The 18,666-nt window shown below is 64.4% G+C and carries 20 protein-coding genes; 13 read left to right on the top strand and 7 right to left on the bottom strand.

The window, feature by feature from the left end; genetic code table 11:
* Positions 1–30 precede the first annotated feature (30 nt).
* The 8 genes from HLG82_RS07540 to HLG82_RS07575 all read left to right on the top strand — a co-directional run bounded on the left by HLG82_RS07540 (position 31) and on the right by HLG82_RS07575 (position 8,851).
* The gene (locus HLG82_RS07540; RefSeq protein ID WP_193326243.1) at positions 31–1,011 is read left to right on the top strand and encodes a 1,4-dihydroxy-2-naphthoyl-CoA synthase; all 981 of its coding nucleotides are present in this window, start codon (positions 31–33) and stop codon (positions 1,009–1,011) included.
* A 257-nt stretch (positions 1,012–1,268) separates the two neighbouring features.
* Positions 1,269–2,567 (top strand): ABC transporter substrate-binding protein, encoded by a 1,299-nt coding sequence (locus tag HLG82_RS07545; protein ID WP_193326244.1) that lies wholly within the window; start codon positions 1,269–1,271, stop codon positions 2,565–2,567.
* Between the two features lie 66 nt (positions 2,568–2,633).
* On the top strand, positions 2,634–3,587 hold the full coding sequence (locus HLG82_RS07550) for a carbohydrate ABC transporter permease (protein WP_193326245.1): 954 nt from the start codon (positions 2,634–2,636) through the stop codon (positions 3,585–3,587).
* A complete protein-coding gene (locus HLG82_RS07555) occupies positions 3,584–4,468 on the top strand; it encodes a carbohydrate ABC transporter permease (protein WP_193326246.1) in 885 nt (294 codons plus the stop codon). The genes HLG82_RS07550 and HLG82_RS07555 overlap by 4 nt, the downstream gene beginning before the upstream one ends.
* Before the next feature lie 591 nt (positions 4,469–5,059).
* Positions 5,060–6,154 (top strand): TDT family transporter, encoded by a 1,095-nt coding sequence (locus HLG82_RS07560; RefSeq protein WP_197551451.1) that lies wholly within the window; start codon positions 5,060–5,062, stop codon positions 6,152–6,154.
* Positions 6,155–6,199: 45 nt separating this feature from the next.
* Entirely contained in the window at positions 6,200–7,495 is a 1,296-nt protein-coding gene (locus HLG82_RS07565; protein ID WP_193326247.1) for an AMP-binding protein, read from the top strand.
* Positions 7,496–7,521: 26 nt separating this feature from the next.
* On the top strand, positions 7,522–8,394 hold the full coding sequence (locus HLG82_RS07570; protein ID WP_193326248.1) for a 1,4-dihydroxy-2-naphthoate polyprenyltransferase: 873 nt from the start codon (positions 7,522–7,524) through the stop codon (positions 8,392–8,394).
* A 31-nt stretch (positions 8,395–8,425) separates the two neighbouring features.
* Positions 8,426–8,851, top strand: a complete 426-nt coding sequence (locus HLG82_RS07575; RefSeq protein WP_193326249.1) for a PLDc N-terminal domain-containing protein — start codon at positions 8,426–8,428, stop codon at positions 8,849–8,851.
* 89 nt (positions 8,852–8,940) lie between these two features.
* On the opposite strand, the gene HLG82_RS07580 is transcribed toward HLG82_RS07575, so the two are convergent.
* From HLG82_RS07580 to HLG82_RS07595, 4 genes are all read right to left on the bottom strand, one after another.
* Positions 8,941–9,603: a histidine phosphatase family protein gene (locus tag HLG82_RS07580; protein WP_193326250.1), complete on the bottom strand. Its 663-nt coding sequence runs from the start codon at positions 9,601–9,603 to the stop codon at positions 8,941–8,943.
* Between the two features lie 191 nt (positions 9,604–9,794).
* Positions 9,795–10,247, bottom strand: a complete 453-nt coding sequence (locus HLG82_RS07585) for a MarR family winged helix-turn-helix transcriptional regulator (protein ID WP_193326251.1) — start codon at positions 10,245–10,247, stop codon at positions 9,795–9,797.
* A gap of 354 nt (positions 10,248–10,601) precedes the next feature.
* Entirely contained in the window at positions 10,602–10,700 is a 99-nt protein-coding gene (locus tag HLG82_RS07590; RefSeq protein WP_005504750.1) for a 30S ribosomal protein bS22, read from the bottom strand.
* A 102-nt stretch (positions 10,701–10,802) separates the two neighbouring features.
* A complete protein-coding gene (locus HLG82_RS07595) occupies positions 10,803–11,006 on the bottom strand; it encodes a helix-turn-helix domain-containing protein (protein ID WP_193326252.1) in 204 nt (67 codons plus the stop codon).
* Between the two features lie 240 nt (positions 11,007–11,246).
* Here HLG82_RS07595 and HLG82_RS07600 point away from each other — a divergent pair, with 240 nt between their 5' ends.
* Genes HLG82_RS07600 through radA form a run of 3 tightly spaced genes read left to right on the top strand, consistent with a single transcriptional unit; the run spans position 11,247 to position 14,713 of the window.
* Positions 11,247–12,632, top strand: coding sequence for a TrkH family potassium uptake protein (locus HLG82_RS07600; RefSeq protein WP_193326253.1), 1,386 nt, complete (start codon positions 11,247–11,249; stop codon positions 12,630–12,632).
* A 23-nt stretch (positions 12,633–12,655) separates the two neighbouring features.
* On the top strand, positions 12,656–13,330 hold the full coding sequence (locus HLG82_RS07605; protein ID WP_193326254.1) for a potassium channel family protein: 675 nt from the start codon (positions 12,656–12,658) through the stop codon (positions 13,328–13,330).
* Positions 13,331–13,339: 9 nt separating this feature from the next.
* Entirely contained in the window at positions 13,340–14,713 is a 1,374-nt protein-coding gene (gene radA, locus HLG82_RS07610; RefSeq protein WP_193326255.1) for a DNA repair protein RadA, read from the top strand.
* 41 nt (positions 14,714–14,754) lie between these two features.
* Here radA and HLG82_RS07615 read toward each other — a convergent pair whose 3' ends face one another.
* Entirely contained in the window at positions 14,755–15,672 is a 918-nt protein-coding gene (locus HLG82_RS07615; protein WP_193326256.1) for a hypothetical protein, read from the bottom strand.
* 106 nt (positions 15,673–15,778) lie between these two features.
* On the opposite strand from HLG82_RS07615, the gene HLG82_RS07620 reads away from it, so the two are divergent.
* Both HLG82_RS07620 and HLG82_RS07625 read left to right on the top strand, forming a co-directional pair.
* Entirely contained in the window at positions 15,779–16,654 is an 876-nt protein-coding gene (locus HLG82_RS07620) for an iron-sulfur binding domain-containing protein (RefSeq protein ID WP_255313863.1), read from the top strand.
* Entirely contained in the window at positions 16,651–17,034 is a 384-nt protein-coding gene (locus HLG82_RS07625) for a hypothetical protein (RefSeq protein WP_193326257.1), read from the top strand. The genes HLG82_RS07620 and HLG82_RS07625 overlap by 4 nt, the downstream gene beginning before the upstream one ends.
* Here the strand turns inward: HLG82_RS07625 and HLG82_RS07630 are convergent.
* Positions 17,031–17,549, bottom strand: coding sequence for an amino-acid N-acetyltransferase (locus tag HLG82_RS07630; protein ID WP_246462426.1), 519 nt, complete (start codon positions 17,547–17,549; stop codon positions 17,031–17,033). The genes HLG82_RS07625 and HLG82_RS07630 overlap by 4 nt on opposite strands.
* Positions 17,516–18,526: a sugar-binding transcriptional regulator gene (locus HLG82_RS07635; protein WP_255313864.1), complete on the bottom strand. Its 1,011-nt coding sequence runs from the start codon at positions 18,524–18,526 to the stop codon at positions 17,516–17,518. Before HLG82_RS07635 ends, HLG82_RS07630 begins: the two co-directional genes overlap by 34 nt.
* Positions 18,527–18,666: the final 140 nt, after the last annotated feature.

Consider the following 18,666-nt stretch of genomic DNA (forward strand, 5'->3'; position numbering starts at 1 on the left):
CCTTCAACCATACGCTGGCACAATGGAGGCATGGCAATAACTCCTCTTCCTCCCAAGGTCTCTGAGATTTTCGATCCTCGCCGCTGGCGCACGGTCGACGGCTTCCCCGACGCGGACATCACCTATCACCGCGGCGTGGAGCGGGTTTTCGACGGGGAGGAGGTCGTGAGCGAACGTGACCTGCCGGTGGTGCGCATCGCCTTCAACCGCGCCCACGTGCGCAACGCCTTCCGCCCGGAAACTGTGGATCAGCTCTACCGGGCCATCGACCATGCTCGCCTCTCGGGCGAGATCGGCGCCGTCATCCTCACCGGCAATGGCCCCAGCACCAAGGACGGCGGCTGGGCCTTCTGCTCCGGGGGCGACCAGCGCATTCGCGGGCGGGACGGCTATAAGTACGACGGCGGGGGCGACGACGCCGCGGCCAACGCGGCCACGCGCGCCGAGACCTCGCGGGCTGGGCGCCTGCACATCCTCGAGGTTCAGCGCCTCATGCGCACCTCGGGCATGATCTTCATCGGCGCAATCTGCGGGTGGGCCACCGGCGGCGGCCACTCACTTAACGTACTGTGCGACCTGTCGCTGGCCTCCATCGAGCACGCACGGTTCATGCAGGTCGACGCCAACGTAGGTTCCTTCGACGGCGGCTACGGAGCAGCCCTGCTCGCCCGCCAGGTCGGGGACAAGCGCGCCCGGGAGATTTTCTTCCTCGCCCGCGAGTATTCCGCCGCCGACGCGCAACGGTGGGGCGTGGTCAACGAGGCCGTCCCCCACGCCGAGCTCGAGGCGAAGGCACTGGAATACGCAGCGATCATGTCAACCAAGTCCCCGCAGGCCCTGCGCATGCTCAAATTTGCTTTCAACCTTGCCGACGACGGGCTGGCCGGCCAGCAGGTTTTCGCCGGCGAGGCCACCCGCCTGGCCTACATGACGGCCGAGGCACAGGAGGGGCGCGACGCATTCCTCGAAAGGCGCAGCCCCGACTGGTCGAGTTTCCCGTTCTACGCCTGAGAAGCTTCGGCGTCGCCGACAACTCCTACGGTGACATTTCCGAAAATTTCCCCCACCAAAGTCGCAGTTCGATAACTTAACCGCCAAATGTACGAAAGGTCCCAGCGTGAGCGGCGCCACCCTGTGTAGTATTGACGTACACAACTTCGGGTGATCTCACCTTCACCGCGTGAGCCGGAGGATGCCACCGTCGGCACCCTCCGCCAGATCGGCAACGATGCCGGGAAACCGAAGTGACGTATTCAAAGGAGAATCACATGCGACGTCTTGTTGCAATGGTGGGTGCGGCAGCACTCGCACTGTCCCTCGCTGCCTGTGGCAGCAATTCAGGAACTGCCAAGGGAACCGAAGGAGCCACGGGCGGAGGCAACTCCGTCGGCGTCGTTACCTGGTGGTCGGCCGGCTCGGAGAAGCAGGGCCTCGACGCGCTCGTCAAGGTCTTCAACGAGCAGAACCCCAACATCACGTTTGAAAACCAGGCCGTATCGGGCGGCTCGGGCTCAAACGCCAAGCAGAAGCTTCAGACCGACCTGGCCGCGAAGAACCCGCCGGACACCTACCAGGCACACGCTGGCGCCGAGCTTTCCTCGGACATCGCCGCCGGTTACCTCGAGGACGTCTCGGGCCTCTACGACGAGTTCAAGCTCCGCGAGGCTTTTCCCAAGACCCTCCTGGACGCGCTGACCGTGGACGGCAAGATCTACTCGGTGCCGTCCAATATCCACCGCGGTAACGTCGTGTGGGTCTCCCCCAAGGCCCTCGAGAAGGCAGGCATCGACCCCACCAAGGCTCCCGCCGACATCGACGCGTGGATCGCTGATATGGACAAGCTCAAGGCCGCGGGCGTGGCCCACCCGCTGACGGTCGGTTCGGACTGGACCCAGTTGGAGCTGCTGGAGACCGTCCTCATCTCCGATCTCGGCGCGGACGGCTACCTGGGCCTCCTCGACGGCAAGACCTCGTGGGAGTCCGAGGGCGTCACCAAGGCTCTCAACCACTTCTCCAAGCTGATGTCCTTCACCGATCCGGGCCTCTACCAGGAGGACTGGGAGCCGGCGATGAAGTCCATCATCAACAATGACGGCAACGTCGCCTACAACGTCATGGGCGATTGGGCGCCGGCCGCATTCGACGGCGCGGGCAAGAAGTGGGGCCAAGACTACTACAGCTGGCCGGTGCCGGGTAACCAGGGGGTCTTCGACTTCCTCGCCGATTCCTTTACCCTGCCGGTTGGTGCGAAGAACACCGAGGGAACCAAGGCGTGGCTGAAGACGATCTCGTCGCCCGAGGGCCAGGTTGCTTTCAACACCGTCAAGGGCTCGATCCCCGCTCGCTCGGACCTCACCCCAGAGCAGATCGCGAAGTTCTCTGACTACCAGCAGGACGCCATGAAGTCCTTCAGCGAGGACACCATCGTCCCGTCCCTGGCACACGGCGCAGCCGTGTCCATCAAGGCTTCCGAAGCCATGAAGCAGGCCATCTCGAAGTTCACCTCCTCCGGTGCAACTGATGTTGCCTCGCTCCAGAAGGAGCTTGGCGCGGCAGCTAAGAACTAATCAATCGATCGGGGGTGGAAGCAGCTCGAAAGGCTGTTTCCACCCCCATACAGTGGACGGATAGTCATGGCACAAGATGCGACAGTAGAAAGTAGGCGCCCGCACACGGCCCGACGCCGGCGCGGGGGCTGGCGGCAATGGGGCCCGGGCCTGCTCCTCATCTCCCCTTCATTGATCCTCGTAGGCGTGTTTGTTTACGGCCTCATCGGCTCAAACATCTACACCTCGTTCCAAGATAACCACTCGGCGGCGCAACTGGCTGGCAACCAGCCCATCAAGTTCGTCAGCTTTGACAACTTCATCACGCTCTTTAGCAATCCCGATTTCCAGCATTCGCTGAAGAATCTCGTGTTCTTCACCGTGGCCTTCCTGGTGGGCACGATGGTCATCGGATTCCTCTGGGCGTGGCTCATGGAACGCCCGATCCGCGGTGAAGGATTCTTCCGCTCGGTCTTCCTCTTCCCCATGGCAGTCTCGTTTATCGCCTCGGGCGTGGTGTGGCGCTGGCTGCTCAACCCGGGCACGGACACTTCGGCAACCGGCCTGAACCGCCTCTTCCAGATGATCGGCCTGGACTTCTTGCAAAACAAGTGGACCGCTTCGGAAAACTGGGCAATCATGGCGATCGCCCTGGCCGCGATATGGCAGCTCTCCGGTTACGTCATGGCCTTGTTCCTGGCCGGCTTCCGCGGCGTGTCCGAGGATCTGCGCGAGGCATCGAAGGTTGACGGTGCCAACGGTTGGCAGACCTACCGTCATATCATCTTCCCGCAACTGACGCCGGTGGCCCTGTCCGCGGTGATCATCATCGCCCACATGTCGCTGAAGTCCTTCGACCTCATCATTTCGATCACCAACCAAACGTGGTATCCGACCAAGGTTCCGGCCATTGACATGTACAACTTCATGACGGTCAACGACTACTCCATGGCCGCCGCCGTGGGCACGATCCTCCTCGTCATCGTGGCAGTGTTCGTGATCCCCTACCTCATTCACGATTCGAGGGAGAACCGCCGATGAGCACCAACGTCGTCGCAAAAGAAATCAAAGCGGCCAAGCGAGCCGAACGCAACTCGCAGGGATTCTCCGCCAGCAAGGCCATTCGCTACGTCCTGCTGATCGTGTCCCTCGCGATCGTCCTTATGCCCGTCTACGTGCTGCTCATTACGTCGTTCAAGACAGCCACCGACGCCGACCCATCGACGACCTGGCTCCTACCCACCGAATGGTCAATGCAGAACTGGATCAATGCCTGGGACTCGCTCAAGGGCGGCATCTGGCGTTCCCTGCTGCTGGTGATTCCGTCGTCGTTGATCTCGGCCATGCTGGGATCGGCCAACGGCTTCGTCCTGTCCAAGTGGCGCTTCCCCGGGTCGAACGCGGTCTTCACGTTGATTCTGTTCGGCATGTTCATCCCCTACCAGGCGGTCATGATTCCGCTCATGCGCATGGTGGTCAATACGGGCGTCGGATTCGGCATCCCCACCCTGATCTTCATGCACATCGTCTACGGTATCCCGATCTGCACGCTGATCTTCCGCAACTACTACGAGTCGATCCCGACCGAACTGATCGAGGCCGCGAAGGTGGACGGCGCCGGCATGCTACGCACCTACTTCTCCGTGGTCCTGCCGATCTCGGTTCCCTCATTCGTGGTGGTCATCATTTGGCAGTTCACCTCCGCATGGAATGACTTCCTCTTCGCACTCTTCTTCGGCGGCACCTCTCAGCAGGGGCCCGTCACCCTGGCGCTCAATGAGCTCGCCCACGGGTCGATCATGGCCGATTACGGAGGGTCTATGGCGGGCGCGCTGCTCGCCTCAGTGCCCACACTCATCGTCTACATCGCGCTTGGAAAGTACTTCGTGGGCGGCCTGATGTCAGGCTCAGTCAAGGGCTAAATGCCAACGGAGGCTGCCGGAGTCATTGTGAGGCTTGGGCAGCCTCCAAGCTTTCCCAGCCGTATGCGCGCACGGTCGCCTCGAACTAGTCGCGCACGGGGTTGCGCCCGCTCGACACCGCTGCCTCAACGTCGCGCCTGCAGCCACAGGGTCTTCAGCTCGCGGCAGCGCTTCTTCGCCCTCGAAGCCGAGGGGTGAAAACCACTGCGTAAGAGATGACGGAGCAGCCGCGGCGGAGTAGCGGGTGGTTGCCCTTGGCTTCCTCCTACGCCTTGGTGTAGGCGATGGGGAAGGCGCCCTCGAGCATGAGCTTGGCGTCGTAGTATTCCGACATGAGCATCTGTGCGCGAGGGCTGGCCTTCCACGCACTTCGCGGTCTTGGACTTCTTCCGGGAGCTCGCCGTAGGTGAAGGTGAGGTCGGAATGCTGGGTGTAGGTAGTCACGTCGCTCCTCCTTGAACGTGCGTTTTAAGATCGCCGGCATGTTGCGAGCCCCGGACGGGCCGGCTGCCGCGCCCGGGCGAGAGGTGTGAGGTAGCAAGCGCGCTCGCGATTTGTCACCCGAGGCGGCGAAGGAGCACCCTAAAACTCGTGAAGAATGATTCAGCGACGCCCACCGCACCCAGGCCGACCACCCTGCCCCCACTGCCACCGATCGGACCGGCATGGTTCCCGGCGGCGATGGGCACGGGCATCCTGGCCACCCTCCTGCAGACCCATGCGGATAACCTCCCGGGCGCGGGCATGGCCGCCGTCGGCGTGCTAGCGCTGGCCTGGATCGTGCTGGCAACACTGGCCGTCGGCTACCTTGTGCGAATCGCACGGTCGCGCTCCGCGCTGACCATCACGATCCGCGATTCGACCCAGACCCCGATGTGGGGCACGGTCTCGATGGGCATTCTCTCCGTCGGCTCGGCGACCGCCACCGTCATTCCTGCCCATTGGCCCCGCCTGACCGATCTGGCCTGGGAGATCGACTCCTTCACCTGGGTGCTGGGCACCCTCATCGGCATCGTGGCCGCCATCGGCTTCGCCATCTGGCTGGTCGGCACCGACCTAGGATCGCCGACCACGGTGTGGGGACTGGCCGTCGTCGGGCCGATGGTTGCGGCCACCACGGGCGCAGGGCTCGTCGCCCACGTCTCGCCCACCTTCCAGTTTTGGCTTCTCGCGGTCAGCGCGGCGTGCTTCTTCCTCGCCCTCTTCCTCGGCGTCGCCGTCTTCGCCACGGCCTACCATCACCACTGGCGCGTGGAGACGTTGCCACTGGCCGCGAGCGCGAGCGCGTGGATTCCGTTGGGAATGGTCGGGCAGTCGACGGCGGCTGCCCAGTCCATCGCCACGCAAGCCCAGCACATGTTGATGCCGCAGTTCTCCGGCAGCGCCCAGGCCGTGGCGAACGCCTACGGCTGGACCATGTTCGTCGTCGGTTTCCCGCTGGTGGCGTGGGCGGTTTTCATGACGGTGCGCGGTTTCATGCGCAGAATGCCGTTCGCGCCGGGTTGGTGGGCGCTGACCTTCCCCATCGGCACGCTCGCCCTGGGGGCAACCTTGCTGGCCAAGGGCACGGGCCTGTCCGTCCTGACAGGCGTGGGGGCTTTCGGAACGCTGGTCCTCCTCGGGACGGTGACGCTGTGCTACGTGGCCTCGGGGTTGAATATCTCCCGCCGCGGAATGGTGTGGTAGCCCGGCCGATTTGAACCGGCACGCCGCGGTGGCAACGATAGAGGCATGACACTTGTGGTTGTGGAGGGCGGACGCGGCCCGCAGGCAGTAGAGCGAGTTCACGACGCCGTCGTGGGCGCCTTGCGTACCTGGCGCGGCGGAGGCAGCCCCGCCCCGCTCTTTGTGGTGGCTCCAGGCACGGACCCGGAGGCGATCCGCGCGGAGGTTGGCCGCCTCGAGGTTCCCGAAGGCACGGGCCTGCTCATGCGAACCTCGGGATCGACGACGGGCACGGGCAAGATCGTGGCAATCTCGTGGGAGTCTCTGACGGCGTCGGCGAAGGCCACTCACGAGGCGTTCGGCGGGCCGGGCCGGTGGGCGGCCCAACTTCCGCTCGAGCACATCGCCGGTCTCCAGACGGTGGCCCGCAGCGCGATCAACGAACTCGATGCTCTAGACGCCGGCGAGTCGCCACAGTCCGCGGCCCGCTTCCGCCCCATCTACCTCGACCTGTCCGACCCGCGGGCGACCCGCGCCGCACTGACGTCAGCGGCGGTGCGAACGTATCTTTCGCTGGTTCCCACCCAGCTCCTGCGCGTCCTGCGCACGCCCGAGCTCCTCGTGGCCCTGCGCGAGGCGGTCTTCCTCGTCGGCGGCGCGGGCACCCCCGAACACGCCCTGACCCAAGCCCGTGAGGCTGGACTTGATGTCCACACCTCCTATGGCATGACCGAGACGTGCGGCGGCTGCGTCTACGACGGCCGCCCCATCGGCGACACCAAGATCGTTCTGGCCGGTAACGGCCGCATCTCGCTGCGCAGCTCCGCCGTCGCCACCGGCTACCTGTGGCCATGCACAGCCAGCGCAACCGCGCCCGTCTCTGCCGTGGCCAGCGCGTTTGAGCCCACCGACTTCGACCCGCCCGCGCCCTTACGCACGCCCGGCACGCCCGCCACCCACCACACCAAGGACGCCGGACGCCTCGTCGAGACGCCCGATGGCAACATCCTGGACGTCCTCGGCCGTATCGACGACGCCATCACCACCGGCGGCCTCACCGTCATGCCCCGCCTCATCGAAGAATCGCTGGCCAGAGCAGGCAGGGAGGCGATCGTCGTCGGCGTCCCGCACCTCGAGTGGGGCGAGGCGGTGGCCGCCGTCGTCGACGACACGAACAACCCTTCGCAGAGCTGCGACATCACCGTCATGCGCAGCTGGGTCAAGCTCGACCTGGGCCCCTGGTGGGCGCCCACCTACGTCGTGGGGCTGTCGGAGATCGGCGGGCAGTTACCGCACACGGCCTCGGGAAAGGTTGACCGCCGCCAGCTGCGAGAGCTCGTCTCCGATTACCTCGGGTTGTAAGATGTCGGGAGTTGAAAGGCAGGTTCATGGCAACCATTCATGATTGGCTCGAAGGTGCCCGCGTGCGCACCCTCCCCGCCGCCGTCGCACCCGTATTGGCAGGCACCGGGGTCGCGATCGCCGAGGAAGGCTTTTCTTTCCCCCGTGCTCTCCTAGCCGCAGCCGTGGCGCTCTTCTTCCAGATCGGGGTTAATTTTGCCAACGACTACTCCGACGGCATCCGTGGTACCGACGACGTCCGCTCCGGCCCGCCGCGCCTGACCGGCGGTGGCAAGACCTCGCCCGGCGTCGTCAAACGCGCCGCATTCGCCTTCTTCGCGCTCGGTGCCCTCGCCGGCCTGACCCTCGTGGTGCTATCGGGCCAGTGGTGGCTCATCGGTGCGGGCCTGGCCGCCGTCGTCGCCGCCTGGTACTACACCGGCGGCAAGCACCCCTACGGCTACATGGGCCTCGGCGAAGTCTTCGTCATGATCTTCTTCGGCTACATGGCCACCGTGGGCACAACCTACACCCAGACCGGCACTGCCCCTTGGATGGCGTGGGTGGCCGGCACCGGCATCGGGCTGATCGCCTGCGCCCTGCTCATGGTCAACAACATCCGAGATATCCCCACCGATTCCCAGACCGGCAAGCACACGCTAGCCGTCCGCCTGGGCGAGGGACGCGCGCGCGTAACCTTCGTCGCCATGCTCGTCGGCGCGGTTGCCTGCTACGTCGTCATCGGCCTGTGGCACTGGCCCACCCTCTCAACAACAGCGTTCATCGGGGTCGGACCGATCGTCCTTGCCTCACCCGTCCTGCGCGGGGCATCGGGCAGGGAACTGATCCCCGTCCTTCGCAACACGGGCCTGTTCGAACTGTTATACGGTGTGGTTCTATTGGTCACGCTAGCAGTGTGATTGGACGCGGAAATCTAGTTAAGGTTGACACATGCCTCGAATTCTTCCCATCCTCATCGGCATAGCGCTCATCGTCTACGCCTTCATGGACTGCGCACAGACGGATTCCACCGCCATGCCCGCAAAGATTTCCAAGCCGCTGTGGCTCCTGCTCATCGTGCTCGTCCCGGTTCTCGGCGCACTGATCTGGCTCTTCTTCAAATACCAGCACATCTTCAAGTCCGACTACACGATGGGCTCCTTCGGCGCCGGGCAAAGCCCGTTCTCCCGCCCCAAGAAGCCTTCGGGTCCCCTCGCTCCCGACGACGATCCCGACTTTCTCGCCCGCCTCGAGGCTCGCAACCGCCGCCGTGCCTACGAGGAGCGCATGCGGCAAGAGGGCCGGCTCCCCGAGGACGGCAAGCAGGATCAAGATGAGGACGACGACAGCGCCGGCGGCCTCTACGGCAGCCGGTAGGCCTACGTCGTCGTGAACGGGCCATCAACGCGGGCCGCTTGCACCGCGTACAAACGGCGTCATGAACCCCGAATGAGCCTCCCACAGGCTTACGCTAGCTCTTCGGCCTGCGACGTTCCAGGGACCATGTCGGTGGCTTTGGGCAAGAGGTGCCCCACCGGCTCCCAATAATCGAGGGCGAGGAGCTGCTTATCGGCGAAGGTGAGCGACGTGACCGACGCCAGCGAACACTCGCGCTTGCGCGGATCCGACGCGATCGGCTTGCGCTCGACGAAACGACGCATCGTCCAGATCGGTAGCTGATGGGAGACGAGGACCGCTTCCCCGCCGCGAGCCTCGTCGACGGCGTGGGCGATCGCCTTCGACATGCGGTTAATCACCTCAGTGTAGGGCTCTCCCCACGAGGGACGCAGCGGATTGACATACCACGCCCAGTAGCGCGGATGGGCCAAAATCCAACGGTTCTTGTTGACGGGCACACCCTCAAATTTGTTGTCCGCCTCGATGAGACGCGGGTCGCGGTGAAGGGGTAGGTCGAAAAGCTCGGCGGTCGGAGTGGCGGTTTCGATCGCGCGCTCGAGTGGGGAAGCCATCACCAGTCGCACGTCGTGGTCTGCGAACGCCAGACCCAGCTCCTGCGCCATCTGGTTGCCAAGCTCGGACAGGTGATACCCAGGGCGCCTGCCGTACAGCACAGCCTCGGGATTAAAAACCTCTCCGTGACGGACGAGGTGAACCGTTGTCATTTCCATGGGTTTCATTGTGCCACGTCATCCGCGACGTCCTCCACAACGCCCTCCGCGGGCGACGGCTGTAGACGCGAGCCTTCGCGGGCGGCGAGCGAATGTTGACGTCCGTGCCCAGAGCCTTCACCTTGCCCGCCCTAGGAACGGCGGGCCCGCGGGCCTCCGTTCCGCTCCAATATCGCCCCGGCTACGAGCCGCTACTCTTCAGTCGCGGAGTCGATGACCTTTCGGAAAGCGCGCCCGAGCTCGAGGAATTCGGGAGTCTCCAGAAGATCCACGAAGTGCCGGCGGACCGAATCTACATGCTTGGGGGCGGCCTCTTCTAGCTTGGCGTAACCTTCGTTGGTAAGCTGGCAGATGATTCCGCGCCGGTCATGCGGACAGGGTTCGCGGCGGACGAAACCCGCCTGCTCGAGGCGCTTGACCGTGTGCGTGAGCCGCGATCGCGAATGCACGAGGTTCTCGGCCAGGTTGGACATGCGCAACTTCCGGTCCTCAGACTCAGAAAGCCGGACAAGGACTTCGTATTCGTTGAGCGTGAGCCCGGAATCGTTCGCCATATCCTGGTTGACCTTGTCAAGGATCGTCGCCTGGCCGGTGAGGAAGGACCTCCAGGCCTCTTGCTCTGGCTGACTGAGCCAATTCGCCATCACTACCACCTTTCATTGAAACTTTAACTACTTTAACATAGTTGGCGTGCCGCACCCGAGCCTTAGGTCGCCCCAGAGGGTGACGTTCGCAGGGAGTCCGCGGCCTCGACTGGCCGGCCCCCTTCCGCCCGACACGCCTCCGCCCGCGCTGCACTAAGCTGATCGCCGCTGTATAAAAATGCTGCATATTAGTACAGCGGCGGGCAGGTTAATGGTGCGCGGGCGAAGCGGCCCTACTGCGGGGCCCGGACGAGGCGGACACGGCGGCCCGACCGGGCCGACACCCCAGGCCCCACCACCAAAACAAAGAACCGGCCCCCAAAGGAACCGGTTCAAGCAATCGGGAAGCCCGAGTTACTTCTTGTTACGACGCTGGTGGCGCGTCTTGCGAAGCAGCTTGCGGTGCTTCTTCTTCGACATACGCTTGCGGCGCTTCTTAATGACGGAACCCATAGGTTACCTCCGATCGGTTGTGCAGTGGCACGGCCACATGGAACTAGGAAAGTCTACAGCAGACGGGAAAAACTCAAAAACGCGCTCACGTACGCTGGCCGCTTACGCACCGGCGGCTTGGTCCATGCCGCTGGAGAGTAGCTTGTCCACGGCCGACTTGGGAACCCGGTATGAGCTTCCGACACGGACGGCAGGCAGGTCACCCGAGTGGACCATTCGGTAAACGGTCATGCGCGAAACGCGCGTCAATTCGGCGACTTCGGCCACAGTGAAGAACTGCGGTACCGAGGGTGGTAGCTGTGCCATCCTTACCGTCCTTGCATCCCCGCGGGGCGTGATACGTGTGCGTGGGCGAATTGCCCTTTCGAATTAACTTCCTGTCACACCCTACCCGATTTTCCCATCCTCAACACATTAAAACGGCAATATGTAGGGCAAATCCCTTGATTTGCTCTGGACGACACCGTCGCCATATCTTCTCGAGTGGCACAGCGCGGCCGTTGGGGGACTACGCTGGAGGGTAGCGCGCGCAAGGGAGAAGGTGAGATGACGCAAGATCAGTTCAACGTGACGGCACCTCGCCGCCCCGGCCCGCAGATCCGTGACCGGATTGATCATCTTGCGAGGCATTCCCCGGCCCGCCTGGCCCTCTTGGTGTTTGGCTTCATCATTCTCGCAATTACGTCCTTGCTGTACATGCCCTTCGCGAAGGTGGGGCCGGGTAGCGCGTCGTTCTTAGAGGCGCTGTTCACGGCGACGTCGGCAGTATGTGTGACGGGCTTGACGGTGGTGGACACGGCGACGTATTGGACGGGCTTCGGGCACGTCGTCATCGCGATTGGCATCCAGATCGGCGGCTTGGGCGTGATGACGCTCGCATCGATTCTCGGCTTGGCAGTGTCGCGTCATATCGGCCTAACTCAGCGCATCTTGACGGCAACGGAGACGAAGTCGCGATTGGGCGACGTCGGAGGGCTGCTTCGCGCCGTCGTCATCACCTCGTTGACGGTTGAGTTTATTTTGGCTCTCGCGCTGTTTCCGTCGATCATGCGCACGCAGAAGACGTTCCTGGGGGCGCTGGGCCATTCGGTCTTCATGTCCCTCTCGACGTTCAATAACGGCGGGTTTGTGATTTCCGAGGCTGGCCTCGCTCCGCACGTGGGTAATTGGGCGATCAATGTGCCGATTATCGTCGGCACGATTGCCGGGGCGATCGGGTTCCCGGTGATCTTGAACATTTCGCGTAACGTCCGCTCCCCCAAGCGGTGGTCGCTACACACGAAGATCACGCTGGTGTCCTATTTTGCGATTTGGGTCGCGGCGGTCATAGCGATCGGGACGCTCGAATGGAATGGCGCTTTTGCGGATTTCACTTTTAATGAGCGGGTTCTTGCTTCGTTGTTCCAGGGCACGACGCCGCGCTCGTCCGGCTTGTCGACGGTGGATATCGGTTCGTTGTCGGAGAGCTCGTGGTTCATCATGGACGTGCTGATGTTTGTGGGGGCCGGCTCAGCATCCACGGGCGGAGGCATTAAGGTGTCCACGTTTGCCGTCTTGGTGCTCGCCATTATTGCCGAGGCCCGCGGCGATCGGGATACGGAGGCCTTCGGCAAGAGGCTCCCCCCGGACGTGATTCGCCTGTCCATTTCGGCCTCGTTCCTCGGGGCCTTCCTGGTGGGGATCTCGACGCTGGCGATCCTCCAGGTGTCGGGCTTTCCCCTGTCGCGAGTGATTTTTGACGTCATCTCGGCCTTCGCCACGTGTGGCCTGTCCACGGGCATCACCCCTCACTTGCCCGATTCGGCCAAGCTCATTCTCGTGGTGCTCATGTATCTGGGCCGCGTGGGAACGATGACATTCGCGGCGGCCTTGGCCTTGCGATCGCGTCGCCGCGTGATTCGACTTCCAGAAGACCGGCCGATCATTGGCTAGTATGAGCGCAGGAAGGGATACACATGCCGGATAAATATACGGATAACGCTACGCTCGTCATTGGTTTGGGCCGTTTCGGCTCGGCCATCGCGGCCACGCTGGACCGACTTGATAAGGACGTTTTGGCCGTGGAGGCCAACTCTGATCTTGCCCAGCAGTGGAGTCACCGCTTCCGGGTGGTGGAATCCGATGCGCGTTCGGCGGAGGCGCTTCACCAGTTGGGGGCGGAGGACTTCGACGTCGCCGTCGTGGGCGTGGGCGGTCTCGAAGCGTCGGTATTGATCACGGCTAACCTTGTGGACTTGGGGATCAAGGACATTTGGGCGAAGGCGACATCGCGCGAGCATGGCACGATCCTCAAGCGCATTGGCGCCCACCATGTGGTTTACCCTGAGTACGACGCCGGACAACGCGTCGCGCACATGCTCTCGGGTCGCATGCTCGACTACATCGACATGGAGGACCAGTTCACGATCGTGAAGATGGTTCCGCCGAAGGATCTCATTGGTTTCTCGCTGGCGGAGTCGAACGTGCGCCAGCGTTTCGGCGTGACGATCATCGGCGTGAAGTCGCCCGGTCAGCCCTTCGAATATGCCACCCCGCAGACGAGGATCGGCAACGGTGACGTGCTCATCGTTTCCGGGGAGTCCTCCCTCTTGGAGGAGTTCGCGAACAGAATTGTCGGACGTGCGGGCTAGCCTCAATTCATGGCTAAGAATCAGAGCACGTTTCGGTGTAGTGAGTGTGGTTGGACCACCGTCAAGTGGGTAGGGCGCTGCGGGCAGTGCCAGGCGTGGGGAACGCTTGAGGAGGCCGCGCCGGCGTCGGCGGGGTCGAAGGTGGTGGCTCTCACGCCGCGTACGCCCGCCCAGCCCATCACTCAGGTTTCTACACAGGCGTCGGTCAAGGCGCCTACGGGGGTGAGCGAGCTCGATCGCGTGCTGGGCGGTGGCATCGTCCCCGGCGTCGTGATCTTGCTTGCTGGTGAACCCGGCGTGGGTAAGTCGACCCTGCTGTTGGACGTCGCGGCGAAGGCGGCGGCGCAGGCGCAGGACAATGGGCGCAACCCCATCCTTTACGTCACGGGCGAGGAGTCGGCTTCCCAGGTGCGCTCGCGCGCGGAACGCATCGGCGCGTTGCATCCGCACCTGTTGCTCGCGGCGGAAGCGGACCTGGGAAGAATTCTCGGCCACGTTTCAGATTCCCAGCCCTCCCTCCTGATTGTCGATTCGGTCCAGACGATCATGGATCCGCATGTGGAGGGTTCGGCCGGCGGCGTCGCCCAGGTTCGGGCCGTGACATCCACGCTGGTCAACACCGCCAAGGCGTCGGATCTGCCCGTGCTGCTGGTGGGTCACGTGACGAAGGACGGATCAATCGCGGGTCCGCGCGTGCTGGAGCACCTTGTGGACGTCGTGTGCCAGTTCGAGGGTGATCGTCATTCGCGGCTGCGCCTGGTGCGCGCCGTGAAGAATCGTTATGGGGCAACGGACGAGGTAGGTTGCTTCGAGCTCGTTGATTCAGGCATTAACGGGCTCGCCGATCCCTCCGGCCTTTTCCTTTCCGCGCGTAATCTCACTGTTCCCGGCACATGCGTCACGGTCACGCTCGAGGGTCGGCGCCCGATGCCGGTGGAGGTTCAGGCCCTGTCGGTGCCGTCGGCCGGTCCCCCGCGGCGTACCACCTCGGGCGTTGATAACTCGCGGGTCGCCATGATGCTCGCGGTGCTTCAGTCTCGGCTCGGCGTGCAGTTCGACCGTCATGACATCTTTGTCTCCACGGTTGGCGGTGCGCGCGCGGTGGAGCCCAGCGTGGATGTGGCGATCGCGCTGGCGCTTGCCTCCGCAGCGGCGGATCTTCCCCTCGCTCCGGGTGTGATCGCGGTGGGCGAGGTCTCGCTGACGGGCGAGTTGCGCCCGGTCGTTGGGCTACAGCGCAGGCTCAACGAGGCTGCCCGGCTCGGCTTTCATACGGCTATCATTCCGACGACGTCGGAGAGCCTCACGCCTCCGACGGGGATGCGGCTGCGCGCTGTCGACGACGTCGGGGCGGCGGCTCGTGCCGTCCTGCCCATCGAATGAGGCAGTCTCGATGGGGTCCGCCCTCATCGAGACTGGCCGCGCTAGGGCTGGGTGGATTCGGTGCTCTGGTCTGGTGCCGGCGATTCCTCGGCCTGGGTCGGCTCTGCAGACTCGGTGGGCTTTGCCGGTGCCTTAGCCCCGGGCAGAAGCTCGAAGATGTGCCCGGTTTCGAGCAACGGTTGCGAGCCTCTGAAGACGCGGGCAACGTAGGTGCCTGCGCCGGCCACGGAAGTGCCTTGGCAGTTGACGCCCGCATTCACGCCATTCCATGCCAATGCCTGGACGGTGGTCATCCCCTTGTCGAGTAGGAGAAGCTTGGCAGCAGGGCCGGCCTGGCACACCTGCGAGTCGTAGACCGTCTGGTTGCCCGAGGTGAGCTGCAAGCGTAGCTCGGCGGCGTCGAAGAAACACGGCCGATCGCCCTTGTTGGTGATCGAGGCGGAGAACGTCACCGGCTTGCCCGACGTCGACCCGGTCCGTTCCACGGACGTGACCAGCATGTCAGCATCACAGGCAACGGGCTCGAATTCTGCCACCGGATTGACCGGCGTGGTGTGGGTTTCGATCTTCGACAGCGCGTATTTGACGACGCCCACGAGGGCCACAACCGCCAACACGATCGCTACCGTGCCGAGGATGAGGTTCTTTCGCAGCCTGGCGCGTTCGGCGTCCCGCGGGCCACGAGCGCGAGTGGAGCGCGGGGCGGGGCGGGATGGCCGCTGCGGACGGCGTCGTTCCCCGTTGCGGTGCCCAGCGCGTTGGGTGCCCGTACGCGAGGCAGCGTTGCGCGACGTTCCTGTGCGCGGGCCGGCAGCCTTTGCTTCCACGCGCGCACCGGGCGTTCGCGCCGAGCCCTGAGTGCGGCCCGAACGCCCAGTGCCCTGGTTGTCGGCGGGTCGCTTGTGGGCGCGCGGACGCCCGGGTGCCTCGCGGCGCGGTCGGCGGGGATTTTCCTTCACGCCTTTTACCGTATCGGCAAATGAGTTACTCGGGAGCGATGCACGCCGCGGGCGCTCGCCACACCTTTTGGGCGCGCACTATCGGGCGCCGACTATAGTGAGTCGGGTGGCACCCGAACCGAACTCCGCCTACGTGGCCCTCGCCCGCTGGTACGCGGCCAATGCCCGCGATCTGCCCTGGCGGCACACCACCGATCCGTGGGCGATCCTCCTGTGCGAAATCATGAGCCAGCAAACCCCGGTGTCCCGCGTCGAGCCGGTGTGGCGGGCGTGGATGGAGCGCTGGCCCACTCCAGCCGATCTAGCGGCGGCCTCGCCGGCGGAGGTCCTCATCGCCTGGGACCGCATGGGTTACCCGCGCCGCGCCCTGCGCTTGCAGGAGGCCGCCCGTATGATCACGGAGCGTGGATCCTTCCCGGCCAGCTACGAGGAGTTGCTGGCGTTGCCCGGCGTCGGGCCCTACACCGCTGCCGCGGTGGTGGCCTTCGCCTATCGTGGCTATTCGGTGGTTCTCGATACGAACATTCGCCGGGTGCTCGCGCGGTGGCACGGCCAGGCCCTACCCGCTCCTTCCCAAACCAAGGCCGAGGTGGACCGGGCACGTAGCTTCGTCCCGCACGGCGATCGGGCCTGGCGGTGGAACGCGGCGATCATGGAGTTCGGCGCGCTGGTGTGCACCGCCCGGGCGCCGGCGTGCCAGACCTGCCCGTTGGCCGGCGAGTGCGAGTGGAATCTGGCGGGCCAGCCCGCGGACGTTCACGCTCCACGCCGCCGCCCGCAGGCCTGGGAGGGAACGAACCGGCAGGCGCGCGGGCAGATCATGGCCGCCCTCCGCCGCGAGGCGCACACGTTCGAGGGGCTCCTGTCCGCGACGGGGCTGAGCGTCCAGCGCTTCGGGCCCGCCCTGGACGGCCTGCTCACCGACGGCTTGGTCGAGCAAGTCGGCGCCCAGTTCCGCCTTCCGCTAGCATCGAACGCATGAATGAACAGCTCTTGGCCCGCGTGGGCGGCGTCCTCGCGCTCGCATCGTTGACCATTTTCGCCGTCGGGCTCCTGGTGCAGATGGCCGGCGATCGCACGGCGTTCGCCACCATCATCGCCGGCGGCACGGGCCTGGTGCTCGTGGTCAGCGCGGTGCGGCTGATTCTGCTGTCGGGCGCGCCTGGCACGACGCCGTCGGCGATCGGTTTCCTGCGCAAGGCGGCGTTGGCCTCGCTCATCATCGCACTGGCGGGTTGTGCCGCGGCCGCGATCGTCGGCCCGAGTCTGGTGACCGCGCTGGTTTTGGGGCTCGTCGGCCTCCAGGCTCCGATCGTGTTGATGCTGGCGGCCGGGTTCCTCGCAGGTGCCGGGCTCGACTAGAGCTCTTTGAGCATCCGATAATTACCCAGCGTGTTGGGTTTGACGCGGGCGAGGTCGAGGAATTCGGCGGTTCCGTCGTCGTGCGAACGAAGAATCTCCTGGTAGACGTCCACCCCCACGGGCGTCCCCTCGATGGGGTGGAAGCCGGCGCGCGCGAAGAAGTCGACTTCGAAGGTCAGGCAGAAGAGGCGCCGGATGCCCAGGGCGGCGGCGCGTGCCTCCAGCTCGGCGACGATCGCCCGGCCCAGCCCGCGCCCGAGGTAGTCTTCCTTGACGGCGAGCGTGCGAATCTCGGCGATGTCTTCCCAAAAGACGTGCAGGGCACCACACGCCACGACCTCGCCGTCGACCTCCACGACCACGAATTCTTGAAGGTGTTCAAAGTAGTCAATGAGGTCTTTGGAGATGAGGATGCGCTGATGGGCGTAGGGACGCACGATCTCGGCGATGGCCCGCACGTCACGAGCTGTGGCCGGGCGAATCATTTTCCGGCCTTGATGGAACGCAAGGCGTATTCGTGGAGGAGCTCGGCTGAGTCTTCGTCGATGATGAGGTCGGTGATGACCCCTGCGAGCAGGGCGGCCACGGTGGCGGGAATCTTGTCCGCGCCCGAGACGACGCCGATGCGCTGGGGAATCTGCCGAAGAAGGGTCGGCGTGGGTCCCGAGGCCCGCGAGTTAATCTCGAGGTCTTCCCAGCTGCCGTCCCCGCGCAGGAGCACCGTGCAGATATCGCCAACGACACCGTCCTCGCGCAGCTTTTCGAGCTCGCCCTTGCTGAGGTAGCCGCCGGAGTAGACCATTGAGGGGGTCTTGGAGGTCAGCGATCCGATGCCGAACAGCGCGATGTCGGCCCGTTGCTGGACCTCGCGCACGGCGTTGATCGAGCGCTCGCGCCACAGCGCCTCGCGGGTGGCAGCGAAGTCGAAGAAGGCGGGCACGGCGAAGTATTGGACGGCTGCACCGAAGGCCTTGCCGAAGGCCTCCATGAGCGAGCCGGCGTAGGGCACGCCGGTGGTGGAGGCATTGGCGGCGCCGTTAAGCTGGACGGCGATCGAGCCGCGGGCTGGGCGAGGCACGAGGTGGTCCACGATGGCGGCGACGGTGTTACCCCAGGCCAAGCCGATGATGGTGTCCGGCTTCATGAGGTTTGAGACGGTGATGCCGGCTACCTGGGCCACGGCGTTGAGGCGGCGCGTCTCGTTGACTCCGAAGGGAACGGGGACCACCTTGACGCGTACGTTGAACATCTGGGCGATGCGTGCCTGCATCTCGCCGGCTGCCTCCTCGGGCGGGTGGATGGTCACCTGGACGAGACCTTCGTCCTTGGCTTCGGCGATCAGGCGCGAGACCGTGGAGCGTGACACGGAGAGCCGGCGGGCGATGGACTCCATCGTCTCCCCCTGCACGAAGTGCATGACGGCGGCTTCGTATGCCGCTAGAGAGCGGTCTTGTCTATTCATCGAGGTCGTCTCCTTTAGCGATTGGTTCATTCTATACGCATTGTGCAAGTGATTTCAGGTTCGTTGAACGCCCGTGCACACTTGGGCAACTTTTCCCGATTCACCCCCGATTGGCCCACCGCCCCTTTCTTACGACGTAAATTGGAATTAAGTTTCCGCGTAGAAATCGG

Source organism: Trueperella pecoris, assembly GCF_014926385.1.
In the GTDB taxonomy this organism is placed as follows: Bacteria; Actinomycetota; Actinomycetes; order Actinomycetales; family Actinomycetaceae; genus Trueperella; species Trueperella pecoris.